The organism is Streptomyces sp. NBC_00005 (assembly GCF_045160215.1).
GTDB lineage: Bacteria > Actinomycetota > Actinomycetes > Streptomycetales > Streptomycetaceae > Streptomyces.
Map to the genome: position 1 here is coordinate 8,172,423 of NZ_CP108316.1, position 23,184 is coordinate 8,195,606.

19 protein-coding genes and 1 pseudogene are annotated in these 23,184 nt (G+C 69.5%); 10 read left to right on the forward strand and 10 right to left on the reverse strand.

Annotated elements, in window-relative coordinates; translation table 11 throughout:
* Positions 1–36: 36 nt before the first annotated feature.
* On the reverse strand, positions 37–552 hold the full coding sequence (locus OG303_RS37305) for a PadR family transcriptional regulator (RefSeq protein WP_405874081.1): 516 nt from the start codon (positions 550–552) through the stop codon (positions 37–39).
* Between the two features lie 128 nt (positions 553–680).
* Between OG303_RS37305 and OG303_RS37310 the strand changes: the two genes are divergently transcribed.
* The 5 genes from OG303_RS37310 to OG303_RS37330 all read left to right on the forward strand — a co-directional run bounded on the left by OG303_RS37310 (position 681) and on the right by OG303_RS37330 (position 7,381).
* Positions 681–1,955, forward strand: coding sequence for an ABC transporter substrate-binding protein (locus OG303_RS37310; protein ID WP_405874083.1), 1,275 nt, complete (start codon positions 681–683; stop codon positions 1,953–1,955).
* Positions 1,956–2,098: 143 nt separating this feature from the next.
* The gene (locus OG303_RS37315) at positions 2,099–3,724 is read left to right on the forward strand and encodes a glycoside hydrolase family 13 protein (RefSeq protein WP_405874084.1); all 1,626 of its coding nucleotides are present in this window, start codon (positions 2,099–2,101) and stop codon (positions 3,722–3,724) included.
* Between the two features lie 127 nt (positions 3,725–3,851).
* Complete coding sequence (locus OG303_RS37320) at positions 3,852–5,177, forward strand: ABC transporter substrate-binding protein (protein ID WP_405874085.1); 1,326 nt, start codon at positions 3,852–3,854, stop codon at positions 5,175–5,177.
* 6 nt (positions 5,178–5,183) lie between these two features.
* A complete protein-coding gene (locus OG303_RS37325) occupies positions 5,184–6,545 on the forward strand; it encodes a carbohydrate ABC transporter permease (RefSeq protein WP_405874087.1) in 1,362 nt (453 codons plus the stop codon).
* Entirely contained in the window at positions 6,542–7,381 is an 840-nt protein-coding gene (locus OG303_RS37330) for a carbohydrate ABC transporter permease (protein ID WP_405874088.1), read from the forward strand. The genes OG303_RS37325 and OG303_RS37330 overlap by 4 nt, the downstream gene beginning before the upstream one ends.
* A 164-nt stretch (positions 7,382–7,545) precedes the next feature.
* Here the strand turns inward: OG303_RS37330 and pgl are convergent, their stop codons facing one another.
* From pgl to tkt, 5 genes are read right to left on the reverse strand one after another with little or no spacing between them, the layout of a single operon-like run.
* Positions 7,546–8,328 (reverse strand): 6-phosphogluconolactonase, encoded by a 783-nt coding sequence (gene pgl, locus OG303_RS37335; RefSeq protein WP_405874089.1) that lies wholly within the window; start codon positions 8,326–8,328, stop codon positions 7,546–7,548.
* Positions 8,325–9,434, reverse strand: a complete 1,110-nt coding sequence (gene opcA, locus OG303_RS37340; protein WP_405874090.1) for a glucose-6-phosphate dehydrogenase assembly protein OpcA — start codon at positions 9,432–9,434, stop codon at positions 8,325–8,327. Before opcA ends, pgl begins: the two co-directional genes overlap by 4 nt.
* Entirely contained in the window at positions 9,431–10,969 is a 1,539-nt protein-coding gene (gene zwf / locus OG303_RS37345) for a glucose-6-phosphate dehydrogenase (protein WP_405874091.1), read from the reverse strand. Before zwf ends, opcA begins: the two co-directional genes overlap by 4 nt.
* 4 nt (positions 10,970–10,973) lie before the next feature.
* Positions 10,974–12,092: a transaldolase gene (gene tal, locus OG303_RS37350; RefSeq protein WP_405874093.1), complete on the reverse strand. Its 1,119-nt coding sequence runs from the start codon at positions 12,090–12,092 to the stop codon at positions 10,974–10,976.
* A 33-nt stretch (positions 12,093–12,125) separates the two neighbouring features.
* On the reverse strand, positions 12,126–14,213 hold the full coding sequence (tkt, locus tag OG303_RS37355; protein ID WP_405874095.1) for a transketolase: 2,088 nt from the start codon (positions 14,211–14,213) through the stop codon (positions 12,126–12,128).
* Between the two features lie 377 nt (positions 14,214–14,590).
* Here tkt and OG303_RS37360 point away from each other — a divergent pair, with 377 nt between their 5' ends.
* The 3 genes from OG303_RS37360 to OG303_RS37370 all read left to right on the forward strand — a co-directional run bounded on the left by OG303_RS37360 (position 14,591) and on the right by OG303_RS37370 (position 17,181).
* Entirely contained in the window at positions 14,591–15,544 is a 954-nt protein-coding gene (locus tag OG303_RS37360; protein ID WP_405874096.1) for a heme o synthase, read from the forward strand.
* 93 nt (positions 15,545–15,637) lie between these two features.
* The gene (locus OG303_RS37365) at positions 15,638–15,970 is read left to right on the forward strand and encodes a hypothetical protein (protein ID WP_405874098.1); all 333 of its coding nucleotides are present in this window, start codon (positions 15,638–15,640) and stop codon (positions 15,968–15,970) included.
* Between the two features lie 104 nt (positions 15,971–16,074).
* Positions 16,075–17,181 carry an amidohydrolase family protein gene (locus OG303_RS37370; protein ID WP_405874099.1) on the forward strand — a complete coding sequence of 369 codons (1,107 nt, stop codon included), beginning with the start codon at positions 16,075–16,077 and terminating at the stop codon, positions 17,179–17,181.
* Between the two features lie 22 nt (positions 17,182–17,203).
* Here OG303_RS37370 and OG303_RS37375 read toward each other — a convergent pair whose 3' ends face one another.
* The 4 genes and pseudogenes from OG303_RS37375 to OG303_RS37390 form a co-directional block, all read right to left on the reverse strand.
* On the reverse strand, positions 17,204–18,214 hold the full coding sequence (locus OG303_RS37375; protein WP_405874101.1) for a COX15/CtaA family protein: 1,011 nt from the start codon (positions 18,212–18,214) through the stop codon (positions 17,204–17,206).
* 49 nt (positions 18,215–18,263) lie between these two features.
* The gene (locus OG303_RS37380; protein WP_405874103.1) at positions 18,264–19,037 is read right to left on the reverse strand and encodes an ABC transporter permease; all 774 of its coding nucleotides are present in this window, start codon (positions 19,035–19,037) and stop codon (positions 18,264–18,266) included.
* Complete coding sequence (locus OG303_RS37385; protein ID WP_405874104.1) at positions 19,034–19,957, reverse strand: ABC transporter ATP-binding protein; 924 nt, start codon at positions 19,955–19,957, stop codon at positions 19,034–19,036. Before OG303_RS37385 ends, OG303_RS37380 begins: the two co-directional genes overlap by 4 nt.
* Before the next feature lie 10 nt (positions 19,958–19,967).
* Positions 19,968–20,828, reverse strand: a pseudogene (locus OG303_RS37390) (aminoglycoside N(3)-acetyltransferase).
* 172 nt (positions 20,829–21,000) lie between these two features.
* On the opposite strand from OG303_RS37390, the gene OG303_RS37395 reads away from it, so the two are divergent.
* Both OG303_RS37395 and sufB read left to right on the forward strand, forming a co-directional pair.
* A complete protein-coding gene (locus OG303_RS37395; protein WP_405874105.1) occupies positions 21,001–21,753 on the forward strand; it encodes a helix-turn-helix transcriptional regulator in 753 nt (250 codons plus the stop codon).
* Positions 21,750–23,174 carry a Fe-S cluster assembly protein SufB gene (sufB, locus tag OG303_RS37400; RefSeq protein WP_405874106.1) on the forward strand — a complete coding sequence of 475 codons (1,425 nt, stop codon included), beginning with the start codon at positions 21,750–21,752 and terminating at the stop codon, positions 23,172–23,174. The genes OG303_RS37395 and sufB overlap by 4 nt, the downstream gene beginning before the upstream one ends.
* Positions 23,175–23,184: the final 10 nt, after the last annotated feature.

Sequence of the window (23,184 nt, forward strand, 5' to 3'; positions counted from 1 at the left end):
GGCCCTCGGCGCGCAGCACGGGAGCGGGACTGTCGCTCACTCCAGCTCCTCCAGCTCTTCCTGGCACCGTTCCAGCCAGTCGAGGTCGGCCTGCAGGTGCAGCATCGCGCCTTCGATCAGCAGGTGGGCGATGCGGTTGTCGCGGTCTTCGGCGGCGGCCAGCTTCGACAGGTCGCGCATGGTGTTGAGGTACTGCCGCCGCTGCCTGTTGATCAGGGCGATCTGCTCGGCGAGACCGGTCTGCGGAGCGAGCGCCAGCTTCATGAAGAACTCGTCCCGCACCCGCGGCTCGTCCTCGGGCTCCTCGAACCAGGCGCGCAGCGCCTCCCGCCCGGTGGCGGTGAGGTGGTACACCTTTTTGTTCGGCCGGCTCGACTGCTCGACGTCCTTGCCCTCGATCAGCCCTTGCTTCTCGAGGCGGCCGAGGGTTACGTAGATCTGGCCGACGTTCGGCTGAGGGTACGCGGAGCCCAGCAGTTGCTCAAGGTCCTGCTTGAGTTCGTAGCCGTGGGCCGGGCCGCGCGCGAGGAGTGCCAGGAGGGGCAGGCGCACGTGTGCTGTCCTCCAGTCCTCGTCCTCGGAATGTGCTCCAGGCCCTAGTATCGCGCATACCTAACAGGTATACATGGCCTCTGTCCCGGGCGAGGATGCCCGTGGTGCCGGTGTACAGGGAGGAACCTATGCGGTGGATACACGCCGCCGGTAGGGGCCTTCTCGTTCTCGTCGTGGTCATGACCGGGTACGTGGCCTCCGGCGCCCGCGCCGACGAGGGGACCGCGGGCGGCCGCGGGCCTCTGACGCTCGCCACCGCCGGAGACCTCACCGGCTATCTCGGCCCCCTCCTGGAGGGTTGGAACCGTACCCACCCCGGCGAGAAGGTCACCCTCGTCGAGCTGCCGGACTCCACCGACGAGACCCACGCCCAGATGGTCACCGACCTGCGCGGCGGCGACCGCAGCCGGTTCGACGTCCTCAACATCGACGTCAACTGGACCTCGGAGTTCGCGGCCGCCGGCTGGATCCGGCAACTGCCCCGCGACCGTTTCCCGCTGAAGACCTTCCTGAAGCCGGTCGTCGACACGGCGACCTACGACGGGCATCTGTACGCCGTCCCGTACGTCACCAACGCCGGCCTGCTCCTCTACCGCAAGGACGTCCTCGCCAAGGAGGGCGTCCCGCCACCGCGCACCTGGGCCGAACTGGAGCGGGACGCGAAGACCATCGCGCCGAAGTACGGACTCGACGGCTACGCGGGGCAGTTCCTGCCGTACGAGGGCCTGACCGTCAACGCCGCCGAGGCCGTCTACTCGGCGGGCGGCAGCATCCTCGGTGACGAGGGCGCCCGCGTCACCGTGGACTCGGCCGCCGCCCGCGAGGGCATCGGGTTCCTCGCCCGGGGCGTGCGCGAGGGCTGGATCCCGAAGAAGGCCCTGACGTACAAGGAGGAGGAGTCGAAGCAGGCCTTCCAGGACGGCAAGCTGCTCTTCCTCCGCAACTGGCCCTACGCCTACGTCGGCGCCTCGGCCAAGGGCTCCCCGGTCGCCGGCAAGATCGGCGCCGTACCGCTGCCCGGGCCGCACGGGCCCGGCACGAGTGTGCTCGGCGGCTCCAACCTGGCCGTCAACACGCACGCATGGCACCCCGACTCGGCCGCGCGCCTGATCGCGTACCTCACCAGCAAGCCGGTCCAGCGCCAGGTCCTCACGCGCGGCGCGCTGCCGCCCGTACGCGCCGCGCTCTACGAAGACCCGGATCTGATACGGCGGTTCCCGTACCTGCCGACGCTGTACACGAGCATCGTCAACGCCCAGCCGCGCCCCAAGAGCCCGCGCTACGACCAGGTCACCCTGGTGGTGCAGGCGGTCGTACAGGACGCGATGACCGGGCACGAGACGCCTGCGGCGGCGGTGCGACGACTTGCGCGGGAGCTGGCGGCCGTCTCCAGCCGCGGCTAGGTATCTACTTACCTGTTAGGTAACGCGGACGTCTCATCTGGCTTCAGAGTGACCTCATTGGTCCGTATTTGTCACATCAACTCGTCGGTAGCTTCCGTTCTTTTCATTGACACCTTCGCGACGCACCTACCTAACATGCATGCATGTTGAGTAAGTACCGCTGGTGGCGGGACGCGGTGATCTACCAGGTGTACGTCCGCAGCTTCCTGGACAGCACCGGCGACGGCATCGGCGATCTGGCCGGGGTCCGGGCCGGACTGCCGTATCTGAAGAAGCTGGGCGTGGACGGGATCTGGCTGAGCCCCTTCTATCCCTCGCCGCAACACGACCACGGCTATGACGTGGCCGACTACTGCGACGTCGACCCGCTGTTCGGCGACCTCGCCGAGTTCGACCTGCTGATGGCGGCCGCCCGGCGGCTCGGCGTGAAGGTGCTGCTCGACGTCGTGCCCAACCACTGCTCCAGCGAGCACCCGTGGTTCCAGGAAGCGCTCGCCTCGGCGCCCGGCAGCGCGGCCCGTGCCCGCTTCCACTTCGCCGACGGCCGTGGCGCGGACGGTTCCGAGCCGCCCAACAACTGGCACTCCATGTTCGGCGGCCCCGCCTGGACCCGGGTCACCGAGTCCGACGGCCGCCCCGGCCAGTGGTACCTGCACATGTTCGCGCCCGAGCAGCCCGACTGGAACTGGCGCATCCCGGAGGTCCCCGCCGAGTTCGACCGGGTGCTCCGCTTCTGGCTCGACCGGGGCGTCGACGGCTTCCGCATCGACGTCGCCGCCGGTCTCTTCAAGCACCCCGACCTGCCCGACTCCCCGGACCCGGAGGCCGACGCCCGCACCCGCGACTCCGTCAACCCGCTCGCCTGGAACCAGCCCGAGGTGCACGACGTGTGGCGGCACTGGCGGGCGGTGTGCGAGGAGTACACGGCACGGGACGGCCGTGAACGGCTGCTGGTCGGCGAGGTGTCCGTGCCGACGGCCCGCGAGCACGCCGAGTACGTCCGCCCGGACGAGCTCCACCAGGCCTTCTTCTTCGATCTGCTCGGCGCCCCCTGGAACGCCGACGCCTTCCGCAAGGTCATCTCCGAGGCCATGCAGGACATCGCCGGTACGGGATCGACGGTCACCTGGGTGCTCAACAACCACGACCAGGTCCGCACCGTCACCCGCTACGGCGAACCCGCCACCGAGGGCAGCGGGATCGGCGCCGCCCGCGCCCGTGCCGCCGCGCTCCTGATGCTGGCGCTGCCCGGAGCCGCGTACATCTACCAGGGCGAGGAACTCGGTCTGCCCGAGGTCGTCGACCTGCCCGACGACGTGCTCACCGACCCGATCTTCCACCGCACCGGAAGCCGTGCCCGCATCCGCGACGGCTGCCGGGTGCCGCTGCCGTGGTCCGGACAGGCGTCGCCGTTCGGCTTCACCTCCGGCGCAGAGAGCGCACGGCCGTGGCTGCCACAGCCGTCGTACTTCGCCGAGTACGCCACCGACCGGGCCCTCGCCGACACCCGCTCCTTCTGGCACCTGTACCGCGACGGCCTCCAACTCCGGGCCGCACTGCCCCAGTTGGGCGAGGGCTCGCTCGACTGGCTGGACACCCCGCCCGGCGTCCTCGCCTTCGTCCGCGGCGACGGCCTCGTGTGCGCCGTCAACTTCGGTACGGCGACGGTGCCCGCGCCGGTCTCCGGCACCCCCCTGCTGTCCAGCGGCCCGTGTCCGATCGGGGTGCTGCCCGGCTCCACGGCCGCCTGGTGGATCAGCGACCGCTGATCACGTCAGCCACCCCTGATCACCACGTCAATCACGCCCGGCTACCGCGTCAGTCACCCCTGACTGGCACGTCAATCACGCCAGATTGCCCGTCAATTTCCCACCCCTCGAAGGGACATCAACGAAGATGCGACGACGTACGACCATGCTCTCCAGCTGCACCGCCCTTGCCCTCGCCCTCGGCGCGACCGCCTGTGGCGGTGGCGGGCCGGTCTCCGCCGGTGGTGGCGACAAGGGGCTCAGCGGCCAGACCGTCACCGTGGCCGGAGTCTGGTCCGGCACCGAGCAGAAGAACTTCCAGAAGGTGCTGGACGCGTTCAGCGAGAAGACCGGCGCCAAGACGCAGTTCGTGTCCACCGGTGACAACGTCTCCACCGTCGTCGGCAGCAAGATCGAGGGCGGCAACGCGCCGGACGTGGTGATGGTCCCGCAGGTCGGCGTGTTGCAGCAGTTCGCGAAGAAGGGCTGGCTCAAGCCGCTGTCGGCCACCACCGAGAAGTCCGTGGACGCCGGGTACGCGCCCGTCTGGAAGAAGTACGGCAGCGTCGACGGCCACCTCTACGGCCTCTACTTCAAGGCCGCCCACAAGTCGACCGTCTGGTACAGCCCCGACGCCCTCGACCAGGCCGGCGTCAAGCCGCCGAAGACGTACGACGCGATGCTGAAGGCCGGGCACACGGTCTCCGACTCCGGGCTCGCCGCGTTCTCGATCGCGGGCGAGGACGGCTGGACCCTCACCGACTGGTTCGAGAACATCTACCTCTCGCAGGCGGGCCCCGAGAAGTACGACGCCCTGGCCGCCCACAAGTTGAAGTGGACCGACGCGTCGGTGGTCAAGGCGCTGACCACGCTCGGGAAGCTCTTCAAGGACAAGCAGCTGATAGCCGGCGGCCAGAAGGAGGCCCTCAACACCGACTTCCCGGGCTCGGTGGAGAAGGTGTTCGGACCCAAGCCCGAGGCCGGCATGGTCTACGAGGGCGACTTCGTCGCCGGGGTGGCGCATGACCAGTTCGGCAGGACCATCGGCACCGACGCGAACTTCTTCCCCTTCCCCGCGGTCGACGGCGGCAAGGCGCCGGTGGTCAGCGGCGGCGACGCGGCCGTCGTCCTGAAGGACGGCAAGAACGCCACGGCCGGTATGAAGCTCCTGGAATACCTGGCGACTCCGGAGGCCGCGGCCGTATGGGCGAAGGCGGGCGGCTTCCTGTCCCCCAACAAGAAGCTCGACCTCGCCTCGTACGGCGACGACGTCTCGCGCGCGACCGCCAAGTCTCTTGTCGGGGCCGGTAATTCGGTCCGCTTCGACATGTCGGACCAGGCACCGGCGGCCTTCGGCGGGACGAAGGGCGCGGGGGAGTGGAAGCTGCTCCAGGACTTCCTGCGCGACCCGTCCGACCCGAAGGGGACCGCGGCGCAGCTGGAAGCCGCGGCGGCCAAGGCCTACAAGGGCTGACGGACGATGACCGCTACGTTGGTGAAAGAGGCAAGTCCGCCTGCGGTCGGGGCGGTTGAGCGGGCCCGGCGCTCACGTCGGCGGGCCCGGTTCATCGCCCTCCTGTTCGTCTTCCCGGCGCTGCTCCTGCTGGGAGCCCTGGTCGTGTACCCGGTGCTGTTCTCGATCGGTCGCAGCTTCTTCGACGCGTCCGGCACGCGCTTCGTCGGCGGCGAGAACTACACCGAGATGTTCCGGGACCCGGCGACGCTCAAGGCGGTGCGGAACACGGCCATTTGGGTCGTGGTGGCGCCCGCGCTGCTGACCGGCCTGGGCCTGATCCTCGCCGTACTGGTGGAGAAGGTCCGCTGGGCGACGGCCTTCAAACTGCTGCTGTTCATGCCGATGGCGGTGTCCTTCCTGGCGGCGGGCATCATCTTCCGGCTCGCCTACGACCAGGACCCGAACAAGGGCGTGCTGAACGCGGCCGTGGTCGGCGTGCACGACGCCTTCAAGGGCACCTCGCAGTATCCGACCGCACGGGCTCGCGAGGGCCAGGGGCTGAAGGCGGGGACGGACGGCTCGTACCGGACGAGCGGGAGCGTGTCGCCGGGGGAGTCGGTGACGCTCGGGCTGGTGGGCGTGGCGCCGAAGGACCTGCCGGGCGGCGCCGAGCCCGCGTATGCGGCCGCGAGTCGCAAGGCGGCGGCCGACGAGGTGCGCGGAGTCGTCTACCTGGACTTCACGCCCGGCGGGGGTGGCAAGCAGGGCAAGGTCGACCGGCGCGAGAGCGGGCTGCCGGAGATGAAGGTCGAGGCGGTGCGCGACGACGGGACGACGGTCGCGCATACGACGACCGCGGCCGACGGGTCCTTCCACTTCTCGGGGCTGAAGTCCGGCTCGTACACAGTGGAGTTGCCCGCGTCGAACTTCGCGCAGCCGTATCAAGGCGTCTCCTGGCTCGGACCTGCGCTCGTCACGCCGGCGATCATCGGGGCGTACCTGTGGATCTGGACGGGCTTCGCGATGGTGCTGATCGGTGCCGGTCTCGCGACCCTGCCGCGGGACGCGCTGGAGGCGGCGCGGATGGACGGCGCGAACGAGTGGCAGATCTTCCGGCGCATCACCGTGCCGCTGCTGGCACCCGTGCTGACCGTGGTCTTCGTGACCCTCGTGATCAACGTGATGAAGGTCTTCGACCTCGTCTACATCATTGCGCCGGGCCCGGTGCAGGAGGACGCGACCGTCCTCGCGACGCAGATGTGGCTGGTGTCGTTCGGCGGCGGCAACAACCAGGGTCTCGGCAGCGCGCTCGGCGTGCTGCTCCTGCTCCTCGTCCTGCCCGCCATGGTCTTCAACGTCCGTCGTTTCCGAAGGAGTCAGCGATGAACGCGGTCAGGCGTGGCCTGGGCAACGGCGTGGTGCAGGCCTTCCTGGTGCTGATCGGCCTGGTGTGGGTCACCCCACTGGCGGGGCTGTTCGTCTCGTCGCTGCGGTCGGCGCAGGATTCGGCCACGAGCGGCTGGTGGACGGTGTTCTCCAGTCCCGGCCGGCTGTCCTTCGACAACTACTCGGCGCTGCTGAAGAACGCCGGGATGACGCAGGCGTTCTGGAACACGGTGCTCATCTCCGTGCCGGCGACCCTGCTGGTCGTGGTGCTCGCTGCGCTGGCCGGATACGCCTTCGCCTGGCTCGACTTCCCCGGCCGGGAGGCCATCTTCCTGCTCGTGGTCGCCCTGTTGGTGGTGCCGGTGCAGATCGGCCTGCTGCCGGTGGCCAAACTCTTCGGTGAGCTGGGGCTGTTCGGCACGATTCCGGGTGTCGTGCTGTTCCATGTGGCGTACGGACTGCCGTTCGCCGTGTTCCTGCTGCGGAACTACTTCGCCGAGATGCCGAAGGAGATGCTGGAGGCCGCCCGCATGGACGGGGGCAGTGAGTGGCGGATCTTCACGCGGCTGGTGCTGCCGGTGGGGCGGCCGGCGATTGCCTCTCTCGCCATCTTCCAGTTCCTGTGGGTGTGGAACGACATGCTGGTGGCTCTGCTGTTCGCGGACAGCTCCTCACAGCCGTTGACTGTGCAACTCCAGTCGCAGATACGGCAGTTCGGGAGCAACATCGATGTGCTGGCGCCCGGGGCGTTTGTGTCGCTGGTGGTGCCCGTGGTGGTGTTCTTCGCGTTTCAGCGGCACTTTGTGCAGGGGGTTATGGCGGGGTCCGTGAAGTGAGGGTGCCGGCCGAGGCGTGAATCCTTTGGCCCGCCAGGATCTCTCAGCCCGTCCGGCCTTTGAGGACGAGGCGGTTCAGGCCGATCGGGGGTCTGGGGGCGGAGCCCCCAGGGGACGGGAATGGGTAGGGGCGGCGGGGGCGAAGACCCCTCGCCGCCCCCAACTCACGGCGAAGCCGGCGGATAAAGCGACCGTGGCAGCTGGGATGCCGCCGCCGAGTCCAGCAGCCACAACGTCCGCGAACGCCCACGCGCACCCGCAGCAGGCGCCTGCACCTCACCCGCGCCCGACAGCGCAATCGCCGCAGCCTGCGCCTTGTCCGCACCGGCGGCAAGGAGCCAGACCTCCCGCGCCGCCCGGATCGCCGGCAGCGTCAGAGTCACCCGCGTCGGTGGCGGCTTCGGCGCGCCATGGACGCCCACCACCGTGCGCTCGGTCTCCCGTACCGCCGGGAGCTCCGGGAAGAGGGACGCGACATGCGTGTCCGGACCGACGCCCAGCATCAGGACGTCGAACGTGGGCACGGCCCCGTGGTTCTCGGGGCCCGCCGAACGGGCCAGTTCCTCCGCGTAACCCGCCGCCGCCGCTTCGACGTCCGCCCCGAACAGTCCGTCCGACGCGGGCATCGCGTGCACGCGCTTCGGGTCCAGCGGTACGGCGTCGAGCAGCGCCTCACGGGCCTGCGTGACATTGCGCTCCGGGTCGCCCTCGGGGAGGAAGCGCTCGTCTCCCCACCAGAGGTCGAGCCGGCTCCAGTCGATCGCGTCCCGGGCCGGTTGGCCGGCCAGGGCCGCCAGCAGGCCGTTGCCGTTGCGGCCGCCGGTGAGGACCACGGACGCGTAGCCCCGGGAGGCCTGCGCGTCCACGATCTTCGTGATGAGGCGGGCCGCGGCGGCCTGCGCCATCAGTTCCTTGTCGCGGTGCACGACCAGCTGCGGAGTACTCACTTCGCCGCCGCCTTCTTCGCCCCGTTCCTCAACGGTGCCTCCTCCGCCGCCGCTTCCGGTGCGGAAGCTTCAGCAGCGGCCTGGGCCGACTCCCCTTTGGGAGCGGGCTCCCCGCTTTTGGACGCCGGCTCATCATCGACGGAAGCCGCCGGCTCCTCGATCGAAACCGACGGTGCCGGTGCCGCGTTGAGCCGGTCCACACCGAACCGCAGGGCCGACGCGTACGTGTCGTCCGGGTCCAGCCGCCGCAGCTCCTCGGCGATCAGCTCCGCCGTCTCGCGCCGCTTCAGCGCCACCGCACGGTCCGGCTGGCCCTGGATGGACAACGTCGCGAGCGAGCCGTCCGCCCTGTCCAGGACTATCTGGCCCGTGTCCGTCGCCATGCGCACCGACGTCAGGCCCGGTCCGCCGGACAGCGACCGCTTGACCGGTACGTCCAGCCGGTCCGCCAGCCACATCGCCAGCAGCTCGCAGCTCGGGTTGAACTCCTCGCCCTCCACCTCGACGGACTCCACCTCGCAGGTGACCTGGTCGAGGGCGGCGGCCAGCATCGAGCGCCAGGGCGTGATGCGGGTCCAGGAGAGGTCGGTGTCGCCGGGGGTGTAGGTGTCGGCGCGGGCCGTGAGCTCCCGTACCGGCTGCTCCGCGGCGTACGTGTCCGTGACGCGGCGCTGGGCGAGGGCGCCCAGGGGGTCGTTCGCCGGGTCGAGGGGCGCGCTCACCGGCCACCAGGCCACCACCGGGGCGTCCGGCAGCAGCAGGGGGAGGACGACGGACTGCGCGTGGTGCACGACTTCGCCGTACAGGCGCAGCACGACCGTCTCGCCCGTGCCCGCGTCCGCGCCCACCCGGACCTCGGCGTCCAGACGGGACTGCGTACGGTCGCGGGGGGAGCGCGAGACGCGCCTGATGACCACGAGGGTGCGCGAGGGGTGCTCGTGCGAGGCGTCGTTCGCGGCCTTCAGGGCGTCGTAGGCGTTCTCCTCGTCCGTCACGATGACCAGCGTCAGCACCATGCCGACGGCGGGCGTGCCGATGGCCCGCCGCCCCTGCACCAGCGCCTTGTTGATCTTGCTGGCCGTGGTGTCCGTGAGGTCTATCTTCATGGCCGGCGCCAGCTCCGTCCGTCTCGCTCGAGCATTTCGTCCGCTTCGACGGGGCCCCAGGTACCGGAGGGGTACTGGGCCGGCTTGCCGTTCTTGTCCCAGTACTGCTCGATCGGGTCGAGGATCTGCCAGGACAGCTCGACCTCCTCGGTGCGCGGGAAGAGGTTGGAGTCGCCCAGGAGGACGTCCAGGATCAGGCGTTCGTACGCCTCCGGGCTGGACTCCGTGAAGGACTCGCCGTAGGCGAAGTCCATCGACACGTCACGGATCTCCATCGACGTGCCCGGCACCTTCGAGCCGAAGCGGACCGTCACACCCTCGTCCGGCTGGACGCGGATGACGATCGCGTTCTTGCCGAGCTCCTCCGTCGCCGTGTGGTCGAAGGGGGAGTGCGGGGCCCGCTGGAAGACGACCGCGATCTCGGTGACGCGGCGGCCCAGGCGCTTGCCGGTGCGGAGGTAGAACGGGACGCCCGCCCAACGGCGGTTGTCCACCTCCACCTTGATCGCCGCGTAGGTGTCGGTCTTCGAATTGACGTTGATGCCCTCCTCCTGGAGGTACCCGACCGCCTTCTCGCCGCCCTGCCAGCCCTCCGCGTACTGCCCGCGCACGGTGTCCCGGCCCAGGTCCTTCGGCAGCCGTACGGCCCCGAGCACCTTGGTCTTCTCCGCGGCCAGCGCGTCCGCGTCGAAGGAGGCCGGCTCCTCCATGGCCGTGAGGGCCATCAGCTGGAGCAGGTGGTTCTGGATGACGTCACGGGCGGCGCCGATGCCGTCGTAGTAGCCGGCGCGGCCGCCGATGCCGATGTCCTCGGCCATGGTGATCTGCACGTGGTCCACGAAGGACCGGTTCCAGATCGGCTCGAACATCGTGTTGGCGAAGCGCAGCGCCAGGATGTTCTGGACGGTCTCCTTGCCCAGGTAGTGGTCGATGCGGAAGACCTGGTCCGGGGCGAAGACCTCGTGGACGACCCTGTTGAGGTCCTCGGCCGACTTCAGGTCATGACCGAAGGGCTTCTCGATGACCGCGCGCCGCCAGGAGCCGCTGCTCTGGTCGGCGAGGCCGTGCTTCTTCAGCTGCTGGATGACCACGGGGAAGGAGCGCGGCGGCACCGACAGGTAGAAGGCGAAGTTGCCGCCCGTGCCCTGTGCCTTGTCGAGCTCCTCGATGGTGGCGCGCAGCCGCTCGAACGCGTCGTCGTCGTCGAAGGTGCCCTGGACGAAGCGCATCCCCTGGATGAGCTGCTGCCAGACCTCCTCGCGGAACGGCGTACGGGCGTGCTCCTTGACGGCGTCATGGACCTCGGCGGCGAAGTCCTCGTGCTTCCACTCGCGGCGGGCGAAGCCGACCAGCGAGAAGCCCGGCGGCAGCAGACCCCGGTTGGCAAGGTCGTACACCGCGGGCATCAGCTTCTTTCGGGACAAATCGCCCGTGACGCCGAAGATGACCAGGCCCGACGGCCCCGCGATGCGCGGAAGCCGTCGGTCGGCGGGGTCACGAAGCGGATTCGCTCCGGAACCGGTGAAAGGAGCCAAGAGATCAGCCCTCCGAGGGGGCGAGGCGCTCCAGCTCCGCCTCGGTCGACTTGAGCAGGTCGTTCCAGGACGCCTCGAACTTCTCGACGCCTTCGTCCTCCAGGAGCTGCACCACGTCGTCGTACGAGATCCCGAGCTTCTCGACGGCGTCGATGTCGGCGCGGGCCTGCTCGTACGTGCCGGCGACGGTGTTGCCGGTGATCGAGCCGTGCTCCTCGGTGGCCTGCAGGGTGGCCTCCGGCATGGTGTTCACCGTGTTCGGTGCCACCAGGTCGTCGACGTACAGGGTCGGCTTGTACGCCGGGTCCTTCACGCCGGTGGAGGCCCACAGCGGACGCTGCTTGCGGGCGCCCGCGTTCTCCAGCTTGCTCCAGCGGGCCGAGGAGAAGACCTCCTCGTACGCCTGGTAGGCCAGACGCGCGTTGGCGACGGCGGCCTTGCCGCGCAGCGCCTTGGCCTCGTCGGTGCCCAGGGCGTCGAGCCGCTGGTCGATCTCGGTGTCCACGCGGGACACGAAGAAGGACGCCACGGAGCGGATCAGCGACAGGTCGAGGCCGCGCGCCTTGGCCTTCTCCAGGCCGGAGAGGTAGGCGTCCATGACCTCGCGGTAGCGCTCCAGCGAGAAGATCAGCGTGACGTTGACGCTGATGCCGAGGCCGATGACCTCGGTGATCGCCGGAAGGCCCGCCTTGGTGGCCGGGATCTTGATCAGCGTGTTGGGACGGTCGACCAGCCAGGCCAGCTGCTTGGCCTCGGCGATCGTCGCCTTGGTGTTGTGGGCCAGACGCGGGTCGACCTCGATCGACACGCGGCCGTCCTGGCCGTCGGTGGCGTCGAAGACCGGACGCAGGATGTCGGCGGCGTCGCGGACGTCCGCCGTCGTGATCATGCGTACGGCCTCGTCGACGGTGACCTTGCGGGCTGCGAGGTCGGTGAGCTGCTGCTCGTAACCGTCGCCGCTGCTGATCGCCTTCTGGAAGATCGTCGGGTTGGTGGTGACGCCCACGACGTGCTGCTGGTCGATCAGCTCAGCGAGGTTGCCGGACGTGATCCGCTTGCGCGACAGGTCGTCCAGCCAGATCGCGACGCCTTCTTCGGAGAGGCGCTTGAGTGCGTCTGTCATGGAATTACATCTCCTACGTGTCGTATGTGAGCGTCAGCGCTGGGCGGCGGTGATGGATTCCCGCGCCTTGGCGGCCACGTTCTCGGCAGTGAAGCCGAACTCGCGGAAGAGGACCTTGCCGTCGGCCGAAGCACCGAAGTGCTCCAGGGAAACGATGCGACCGGCGTCCCCGACGTACTTGTGCCAGGTGAGACCGATACCCGCCTCGACCGCGACCCGCGCCTTCACGTGCGGCGGCAGGACGCTGTCCCGGTACCCCTGGTCCTGTTCCTCGAACCACTCCACGCACGGCATGGACACGACCCGCGTCGGCACACCGTCCGCCTCGAGCTGCTCGCGCGCCTCGACGGCGACGTGCACCTCGGAACCGGTCGCGATGAGGACGACCTCCGGCGTTCCGGTGGAGGCCTCGAACAGCACGTAACCACCCTTGGCCGCGTCCTCGTTGGGCTCGTACGTCGGCACACCCTGGCGGGTCAGCGCCAGGCCGTGCGGGGCGCCCTTGCCGAAGACCTTGGTGTAGCGCCCCAGGATCTGGCGCCAGGCGATCGCGGTCTCGTTGGCGTCGGCCGGGCGCACGACGTTCAGGCCCGGGATGGCGCGCAGCGAGGCCAGGTGCTCGATCGGCTGGTGGGTGGGGCCGTCCTCGCCCAGGCCGATGGAGTCGTGCGTCCACACGTACGTCACCGGCAGGTGCATCAGCGCGGACAGGCGCACCGCGTTGCGCATGTAGTCGGAGAAGACCAGGAACGTACCGCCGTAGACACGGGTGTTGCCGTGCAGGGTGATGCCGTTCATCTCCGCGGCCATGGAGTGCTCGCGGATGCCGAAGTGGATCGTGCGGCCGTACGGGTCCGCCTCCGGCAGCGGGTTGTCCGCCGGCAGGAACGAACTGTTCTTGTCGATGGTCGTGTTGTTCGAGCCGGCCAGGTCGGCGGAGCCGCCCCACAGCTCGGGGATCACGGCACCGAGCGCCTGCAACACCTTGCCGGACGCGGCACGGGTCGCGATGCCCTTGCCCGCCTCGAAGACCGGGATCTTCTCCTCCCAGCCGGTGGGCAGCTCGCCCGCGTGGATCCGGTCGAACTCGGCGGCACGCTCGGCGTTGTTCTGGCGCCACAGCTGGAACGACTTGTCCCACTCGGCCTTCGCCTCGCGGCCGCGCTCCAGCGCCTGACGGGCGTGCTTGAGGACCTCGTCGGAGACCTCGAAGCTCTGCTCCGGGTCGAAGCCCAGGACGCGCTTGGTGGCCGCGACCTCGTCGTCGCCGAGCGCCGAGCCGTGCGCGGCCTCGGTGTTCTGCGCGTTCGGGGCGGGCCAGGCGATGATCGAGCGCATCGCGATGAAGGACGGCTTGTCCGTCACCTTCTTCGCGGCCTCGATCGCGTTGTAGATCGCGTGCGGGTCGATGTCGCCGTCCGGCTTCGGGGCGACGCGCTGCACATGCCAGCCGTAGGCCTCGTACCGCTTGACGGTGTCCTCGGAGACGGCCGTCTCGGTGTCGCCCTCGATCGAGATGTGGTTGTCGTCCCACAGCAGGATCAGGTTGCCCAGTTCCTGGTGGCCGGCCATCGAGGACGCCTCGGCGGAGATGCCCTCCTGGAGGCAGCCGTCACCGGCGATCGCGAAGACGAAGTGGTCGAAGGGGGACTCGCCCTGCGGAGCGTCCGGGTCGAACAGACCGCGCTCGTAACGGGCGGCCATCGCCATGCCCACCGCGTTGGCGACACCCTGGCCGAGCGGACCGGTCGTCGTCTCGACGCCCTTGGTGTGGCCGTACTCCGGGTGGCCGGGGGTCTTCGAACCCCACGTGCGGAAGGCCTTCAGGTCGTCCAGCTCCAGGCCGAAGCCGGCCAGGTAGAGCTGCGTGTAGAGGGTCAGGGACGAGTGTCCGGCGGACAGCACGAAGCGGTCGCGGGCAACCCAGTCCGGGTCGGCCGGGTCGTGCCGCATCACCTTCTGGAAGAGGGTGTATGCGGCGGGCGCCAGGCTCATCGCCGTACCCGGATGGCCGTTGCCGACCTTCTGTACGGCGTCGGCGGCCAGGACGCGGGCGGTGTCAACGGCCCGCTGGTCCAACTCGGTCCACTCGAGGTCTGTGGTGGTCGGCTTGGTGCTCACCCTGGGTCAGGGCTCCTCTCCACATGTCACGCATGTCGAATACCGGTGCACTTGGCGCCCACCGGCCGCTGTCGAGCCTACCCCCGTAAGAACGTGCAATTTTTCGAGTCATTCCAGACTGCCGGGCCTTCGGGGGATCCGCCTCCCGACTGGGCGGATCGCATTCGGCAACTGAATACGCAGCTGCTCATCCGGCTGCTCAATCGAGCTTCGGTACGACCGATGCGCGCACCCGTGCGCGGCTGGTCAAGGGCCTCTCCCAACACGACCCCACCCCCGCGAAGGTCGAGGTATGGGCAACGTCTACAGTGGCGTGGTACGCGCGGGCCTCTACCGGGACTTCACACGGTGATGCCTGCTGGGATGTCTCTGTAGGGGTGTGCGTGACGGCCGTCGAATCCCGTCCAGCGGGGGTACTCGGTGCAAGCGAGAGCCCGCGTCACCGGCCGTTCGGGGCCCGTGTCAAGGCGTTCGTGGCGCTGACCAAGCCGCGGATCATCGAGCTCCTGCTCATCACCACCGTTCCGGTGATGTTCCTCGCCCAGCAGGGCGTGCCCGACCTGACGCTGGTGCTGCTCACCTGCCTCGGCGGCTACCTCTCCGCGGGCGGCGCCAACGCGCTGAACATGTACATCGACCGCGACATCGACGCGCTCATGGACCGCACCTCGCAGCGCCCCCTGGTCACCGGCATGGTCAGCCCGCGCGAGTGCCTCGCCTTCGGCATCACCCTCGCCGTGGTCTCCACGCTCCTCTTCGGCCTCACCGTCAACTGGCTGTCGGCCTGGCTGTCGCTCGGCGCGCTCCTCTTCTACGTCGTCGTCTACACGATGATCCTCAAGCGCCGTACCTCGCAGAACATCGTGTGGGGCGGCATCGCCGGCTGCCTTCCGGTGCTCATCGGCTGGTCGGCCGTCACCGACTCCATGTCGTGGGCGCCGATCGTCCTCTTCCTCGTCATGTTCTTCTGGACGCCGCCGCACTACTGGCCGCTGTCCATGAAGGTGAAAGAGGACTACGCGCGCGTGGGCGTGCCGATGCTGCCGGTCGTCGCCTCCAACAAGGTGGTCGCCAAGCAGATCGTGATCTACAGCTGGGTGATGGTCGCGGTGTCGCTGCTCCTGACCCCGCTGGGCTACACGGGCTGGTTCTACACGCTCGTGGCACTGCTGGCCGGCGGCTTCTGGCTGTGGGAGGCGCACGGGCTGCAGAACCGCGCCAAGGCCGAGGTGACGGGCGGGAAGCTGAAGGAGATGCGGCTGTTCCACTGGTCCATCACCTACGTGTCGATCCTGTTCGTCGCGGTCGCGGTGGACCCCTTCCTGCGCTGACTCCCTGTGTGACGTCCGACGGGCGGGGTGCGTGGCCAAGGCCACGCACCCCGCCCGTCGCCGTTCGATGTACCCGTCGGTAGCATCCTGACCATGGCAGACACGCAGCAGGTTGACCCCAAGGCCGAGCGCAAGGCGGCGAAGCTCGCCAAGCAGATCAGTGCCTTCTCCAAGGCGCACGGCGGGGCCGAGGGCCAGGTGGCGTACATCGGCGAGCGCGGCGCGCGCATCGTCCTCGTCGGCGAGGACGGCGGCTGGGGCGACCTGGTGGCGCCCTCGTACGAGCTGGCCGAGAAGGCCGTGGAGAAGTCCGGCATCACCGTCCACGAGGACTTCGACGGCGAGTTCGCGGCCAAGGTGAAGACGGGCCCGTACGAGTGGACGCGCATGGCGGGGATCCAGCTGGGCGGTCCGAGCAACAGCTGACAGCTGCCGGCGGTTCACACCGGGTGTGTGAGAGCAACACCTAGTGCCCGGTTCACCCGTTAGGACCTGTAACCGACGCAGGGTCCAGCACACGGGGAGTCCGGATGATCGAAACGCCGTCCCTCGTGGACCAGTACTGCCACGGCGTACTGCGGACGGAGCTGGGCCTCGGCACCTTCGAGGCCCAGCTGGCCCGCACCGAGGGCCCGCCCGCCCCCGGCACCACACTCTTCGACACCCAGACCGGTTTCGCCGTACGCCGTTGGTGCCCCCCGCTGCTCGGTCTGGAACCGCACTGTCCCCCCGCCCGTTACCTCGCCCGGCGTCGTGAACTGGGCGTACTGGAAACGGGCCGCAGGCTGCTGCGCGGCAGCGGCATCACGACGTACCTGGTCGACACCGGGCTGCCCGGCGACCTCACCGGGCCCACCGAGCTCGCGTCCGCAGGCGCCGCCGAGGCCCGCGAGATCGTCCGCCTGGAGTTACTGGCCGAACAGGTCGCCGACACCTCCGGCACCGTCGAGTCCTTCCTCGCCAACCTCGCGGAGTCGGTGCACGGCGCCGCCGTGAACGCCGTGGCCTTCACCTCCGTCGCGGGCGTACGGCACGGCCTGGCGCTGGCGCCCGAGCCGCCGGGGCCGGGGGAGGTGCGAGGCGCCGCCGGCCGGTGGCTGACCGGGCGCCGGGTGGGCGGCGAGCTGAGCGATCCCGTGCTGCTGCGGCACCTGCTGTGGATCGCCGTCGCCTCCGGCCTGCCGCTCCAACTGCACGCGGGGCTCGGCGAACCGGGCCAGCGCATCGACCGTACGGACCCGGTGCTGCTCACGGACTTCGTCCGCGCGACGGCCGGTCTCGGCACCGACCTGGTCCTGCTGCACGGCTACCCCTACCACCGCCACGCCGCCCACCTCGCCGGCGTCTTCCCGCACGTGTACGCCGACTCGGGCGCCGCCCTGGTCCGCACCGGCGCCCGCGCCGCGACCGTCCTCGCGGAGATCCTGGAACTGGCCCCCTTCGGCAAGATCCTCTTCTCCAGCGGCGCCCATGGGCTGCCCGAGCTGCACGTCGTGGGGGCGCAGCTGTTCCGGGAGGCCCTGGGGCGCGTGCTGGGCGGCTGGGTCGCCGAGGGGGCGTGGTCGCCGACGGACGCGCAGCGGGTGGCGGGACTGATCGCGGCCGGGAACGCGCGCAGGGTGTACGGGCTGGAGTGAGCCGTACTGACTGACAGGGCCGCTACGCGCGCGTGCCCACCGTCACCTCGGCCGAGGGGCCCGGCAGGTCGGCGACGACCTCCGGCCGTTCCCGCAGCGCCAGCAGCACCCGCAGCACCCCGATCCACACCAGGGCCGAGCCGAGCATGTGCAGGCCGACCAGGGCCTCGGGGAGGTTGGTGAAGTACTGGACGTAGCCGATGACGCCCTGCGCGAGCAGGATCAGGAAGAGCTCGCGGGCGCGGTGCAGCGGGCTCTTGGGGGCGTCGACCGCCTTGAGGATGAACCACAGGGCGAAGGTCAGCGTGACCACGATCCAGGCCAGTACGGCGTGCAGCTTGCTGACCGTCTCCCAGTCCAGCGGCATCCGCTCGACCTCGCTGGAGTCACCCGCGTGCGGACCGGAGCCGGTCACCACGGTGCCCACCGCGATCAGCAGCACGGAAGCGGCGACCAGGAACCACACCAACTGCTGCACGGGCTTGCCGACCAGTGGGCGGGGCGCCCCGTCGCCCTCGCGGGTGCGCTGCCACATCACGGTGGCGACCGCGATCAGCGCCGAGGCGAGCAGGAAGTGGGCCGCGACCGTGTACGGGTTGAGGCCGACCAGGACGACGATGCCGCCCAGCACCGCGTTGCTCATGACCAGCCAGAACTGCAACCAGCCGAGACGGGTCAGACTCCGCCGGTACGGCTTCTCGGAGCGCGCGGCGATGATCGCCCAGCCGATGGCGGCGCACAGCACGTACGTCAGCATGCGGTTGCCGAACTCGATGGCGCTGTGGAAGTTCATGGCACCGGTGGGCGCGAGCGAGTCGGCGGTGCACTTGGGCCAGGTCGGGCAGCCGAGCCCGGAACCGGTCAGCCGCACCGCACCGCCGGTGACCACGATGACCACCGACATGACGAGCGCGGAAAGAGCCGACCGCTGAACCGTCCGGGGTTCCGGGGTCCAGCGTGCGGCGATGAAGGAGAGCGGGTTGCGCAGGGCCGCCACGGTGTCGGCGCGGGTCAGGTTTGGCACGGGCACCATCGTAGGCCGCTGCTTGTGCACGCTTTCACGAGGGTCCGTAACGGCACACCTACTCCCAGCGGAAGAACTTCCCCGCCACAGCCAGCCCCACAACAGCCCACACCCCCAGAATCCCCAGGTCCCCCCACGGCATCCCCGCCCCGTGCTGCAGCACGTCCCGCAACCCGTCCGACAGAGCCGAGATCGGCAGCAAGCCCAGCACGTCCTGCGCGCCCTGCGGGAACTTGTCCATCGGGACGATCACGCCGCCGCCCACGAGGAGCAGCAGGAAGACCAGGTTGGCGGCGGCCAGCGTGGCCTCCGCCTTCAGCGTGCCCGCCATCAGCAGGCCGAGGCCCGAGAAGGCCGCCGTGCCCAGGATCAGCAGGAGCAGGACGGCGAGTGGGTTGCCGTGCGGCGACCAGCCCAGTGCGAAGGCGATCACCGTCAGGAGGATCACCTGCAGGATCTCCGTGACCAGCACTGACGCCGTCTTCGCGGTCATCAGGCCCCAGCGGGGGAGCGGCGAGGAGGCGAGGCGCTTGAGGACGCCGTAGCGGCGTTCGAAGCCCGTCGCGATGGCCTGGCCCGTGAAGGCGGTGGACATCACGGCGAGGGCCAGGATGCCGGGGGTCAGGAAGTCGACGGACTTGCCCGTCCCCGTGTCCACGATGTCCACCGAGCTGAACAGCACCAGCAGCAGCGTCGGGATCACGGCGGTCAGCAGCAGCTGCTCGCCGTTGCGCAGCAGCATCTTCGTCTCGAGCACGGCCTGCGCCGCGATCATGCGGGGGAGGGGCGCCGCGCCGGGCCTCGGCGTGTAAGTGCCCGTGGCGGTCGTCATGAGCGGAGCTCCTTGCCCGTCAGTTCCAGGAAGACGTCTTCCAACGTGTGCCGCTCCACCGAGATCCGGTCCGGCATCACTCCGTGCTGCGCGCACCAGGACGCCACCGTCGCCAGCAGCTGCGGGTCGACCTTGCCGACGACGCGGTACGAGCCCGGCGTCAACTCCGCCGCCGAGCAGTCCGCCGGGAGTGCCTTCAGCAGGGAACCCACGTCCAGGCCGGGGCGGCCGGTGAAGCGCAGGGTGTTCTCGGCGCCGCCGCGGCACAGCTCCTCCGGGGAGCCCTGGGCGATGACCCGGCCGGCGTCGATGATGGCGACGTCGTCGGCGAGCTGCTCGGCCTCGTCCATGTAATGCGTGGTGAGGATGACCGAGACGCCGTCGGTGCGCAGGTCGCGGACGAGATCCCATGTCGCGTGCCGGGCCTGCGGGTCCAGGCCCGCGGTCGGCTCGTCCAGGAACACCAGCTCCGGACGCCCCACGACCGCCATCGCGAGCGCGAGCCGCTGCTGCTGGCCACCGGAGAGACGGCGGTACGTCGTACGACCGCAGCCGCCGAGGCCGAGCCGCTCTATGAGCGCGTCCACATCCAGCGGGTTCGCGTGCAGCTTGGCGACATGCCGCAGCATCTCGTCCGCCCGCGCGCCCGAGTAGACGCCACCGGACTGCAGCATCACGCCGATGCGGGGATGCAGCTCACGGGCCTGCCGCACCGGGTCGAGGCCGAGAACGCGCACCGCGCCGGAGTCCGGTTTGCGGTATCCCTCGCAGGTCTCGACGGTGGTCGTCTTGCCCGCGCCGTTCGGGCCGAGTACGGCGGTCACGCCCGCCTTGGCCACCAGGTCGAGGCCGTTCACAGCGGTTTTCGTGCCGTACCGCTTCACCAGGGCCTGAACCTGGACCACGGGCTCACTTCGCATGGGCCAGAGTCTAGGTACGGGCTCGGCGGCCCGGACCGGCGGGTGCAGGATCTCCACTCCCGGGTACCGCGGGGATCTCGTCCTCCCGGGACCGGTGCAGCGCCAACCACCGCTCCGCGTACGCCACCGCGTCCGCCACGGGGAACAGCCGTGCGTCGGCCGCGCCCACCTTTCCGCGGACGACGGCACGGTCCCGCTCGAAGTCGTACCCCAGCTCGTCGAAGCGCTCGGAGGTGATCGACACCTCGGTCACCACCTCCCAGCCGCCGCCGGGCGCGGGCCGCCCCACCCGCACGAGCGGCGACGGTATCCGGTACTCGGCGAGATGGAAGCTCGTGCACGCCTCGTACCGCGCGCCGAGCAGCAGGACCCGCGCGCCCAGCCTCTCCAGCCGCGCCAGCGGGCTCTGCTCGCCGAGCCGGCAGTCGGTCGCGTGGCCGTCGACGATCTCCGCCGCGCGCGGGCCGAGTGCCGCGAACGACGTCTGGGGATGCGCACTACGCAGCGCGCCCGGCCACCGGCGCACGGTCTCCGGGATCACGCCGACCCCGCGCGACGGTGTGACCAGCGGGTCGTACGCGGGCATCGTGGCCCGGATCCGCTCCCACTACTCCTCGGGCACCGGCGGGTTGCCCCACAGCGCCGGGTCCGAAAGGCCGCCGGACTGGGTCGGCACGACCAGAGTGCCCATCTGGCCGAGCGCGTCGAGAAGTCCCTGGACGACCGCGACGGCGCCTCCGCAGACCCAGCCGAGGGAGCTGAGCGAGGAGTGCACGAGAAGGATCTCGCCGGTCTCGACGCCCAGCGTGCCAAGTTGTGCGGCGACGGTGTCCCGAGTGACAAGAGGGCCGGTCGGAGGGGGTGTCGACATGGTTCGGCAGTGTCCCGGAAGGCGCCGGGCGACGCCACCGAATTGCCCGCACGCCGATCGATCAAAGATCGTTTTCGCAGGTCAGGTTAGGTGTGCCTAAGTGATGCAGGGCACCGTCCATCCGTCGGGACGCGGCTTGCCCGCCCCAGAGGAATTACGCAACAATGGCGTTGTGAAAAACGTCGGCGAGGCTCTGGTGCCCCCCACGGGGGCGCACCAGGAAGAGCACGCGACCGGTGAGCGCTCGACACGCAACCGCGTCGCGCGATCCATCCTGGACCACGGGCCCTCGACCGTCGCCGACCTGGCCGGGCGCCTGGGCCTGACCCACGCGGCCGTACGGCGTCATCTGGACGCACTGGTCGCCGACGACGTCGTGGAGGCTCGCGAGCAGCGGGTGTACGGCGCGCGGACGCGCGGCCGTCCCGCCAAGGTGTTCGCGCTCACCGACTGCGGCCGCGACGCCTTCGACCAGTCCTACGACAAGCTCGCCGCGGACGCCCTGCGCTGGATCCAGGAGCGGTTCGGCGGGGACGAGGCGGTCGTCGCGTTCGCACGCGCGAGGATCGCCGAGCAGGCCACCGCCTACCGCAAGGCGATCGAGGCCGCCGCCCCCGAGGAGCGCACCGAAGCCCTGGCCAAGGCCCTGAGCGCGGACGGGTACGCTGCTACGGCTCGCAGCGCCCCCCTCCCGCAAAAAGGTGAGCAGCTCTGCCAGCACCACTGCCCGGTGGCCCATGTCGCGGAGAAGTTCCCGCAGCTGTGCGAGGCGGAGACCGAGATCTTCTCCCAGCTGCTCGGCACACACGTCCAGCGGCTGGCGACCATCGCGCACGGCGACGGCGTCTGCACGACGTTCATCCCCAAGATTTCCCAGACCACTCATCACGCATCTGCAAGTACCGCCGGGAGGAACCCCGCATGACGCTCCCCATCGAGGAGACTGCCCACCCTGAGCTCGAGGGTCTGGGCAACTACGAATACGGCTGGGCCGACTCCGACGTGGCCGGTGCCTCTGCCAAGCGCGGCATCAACGAGGACGTCGTCCGGGACATCTCCGCGAAGAAGAACGAGCCGGAGTGGATGACCAAGCTCCGCCTCAAGGGCCTGCGCCTGTTCGACAAGAAGCCCATGCCGAACTGGGGCTCGGACCTGTCGGGCATCGACTTCGACAACATCAAGTACTTCGTGCGCTCCACGGAGAAGCAGGCGGAGTCCTGGGAGGACCTGCCCGAGGACATCAAGAACACGTACGACAAGCTCGGCATCCCGGAGGCGGAGAAGCAGCGCCTCGTCGCGGGCGTCGCGGCCCAGTACGAGTCCGAGGTCGTCTACCACCAGATCCGTGAGGACCTGGAGGAGCAGGGCGTCATCTTCCTCGACACCGACACCGCTCTGAAGGAGCACCCGGAGCTCTTCAAGGAGTACTTCGGCACCGTCATCCCGGTCGGCGACAACAAGTTCGCGTCGCTGAACACCGCGGTGTGGTCCGGCGGTTCCTTCATCTACGTGCCCAAGGGTGTGCAGGTCGAGATCCCGCTCCAGGCCTACTTCCGCATCAACACGGAGAACATGGGCCAGTTCGAGCGGACCCTGATCATCGTCGACGAGGGTGCCTACGTGCACTACGTCGAGGGTTGTACGGCCCCGATCTACAAGTCGGACTCGCTGCACTCCGCGGTCGTCGAGATCATCGTCAAGAAGAACGCCCGCTGCCGCTACACGACCATCCAGAACTGGTCGAACAACGTCTACAACCTGGTCACCAAGCGCGCCGTGGCGTACGAGGGCGCGACCATGGAGTGGATCGACGGCAACATCGGCTCCAAGGTCACCATGAAGTACCCGGCCGTCTACCTGATGGGCGAGCACGCCAAGGGCGAGACCCTCTCCATCGCCTTCGCGGGCGAGGGGCAGCACCAGGACGCCGGCTCCAAGATGGTCCACATGGCGCCGAACACCTCCTCCAACATCGTCTCGAAGTCCGTGGCGCGTGGCGGCGGCCGTACGTCCTACCGCGGTCTCGTCGAGATCGGCGAGGGCGCCCACGGCTCCAAGTCCAACGTGCTGTGCGACGCGCTGCTCGTCGACACCATCTCCCGCTCCGACACGTACCCCTACGTGGACGTCCGCGAGGACGACGTGTCCATGGGCCACGAGGCCACCGTCTCCAAGGTCAGCGACGACCAGCTCTTCTACCTGATGAGCCGGGGCATGACCGAGTTCGAGGCGATGGCGATGATCGTGCGCGGCTTCGTCGAGCCCATCGCGAAGGAGCTGCCGATGGAGTACGCGCTGGAGCTCAACCGGCTGATCGAGCTGCAGATGGAAGGCGCGGTCGGTTAAGACCCGGTCT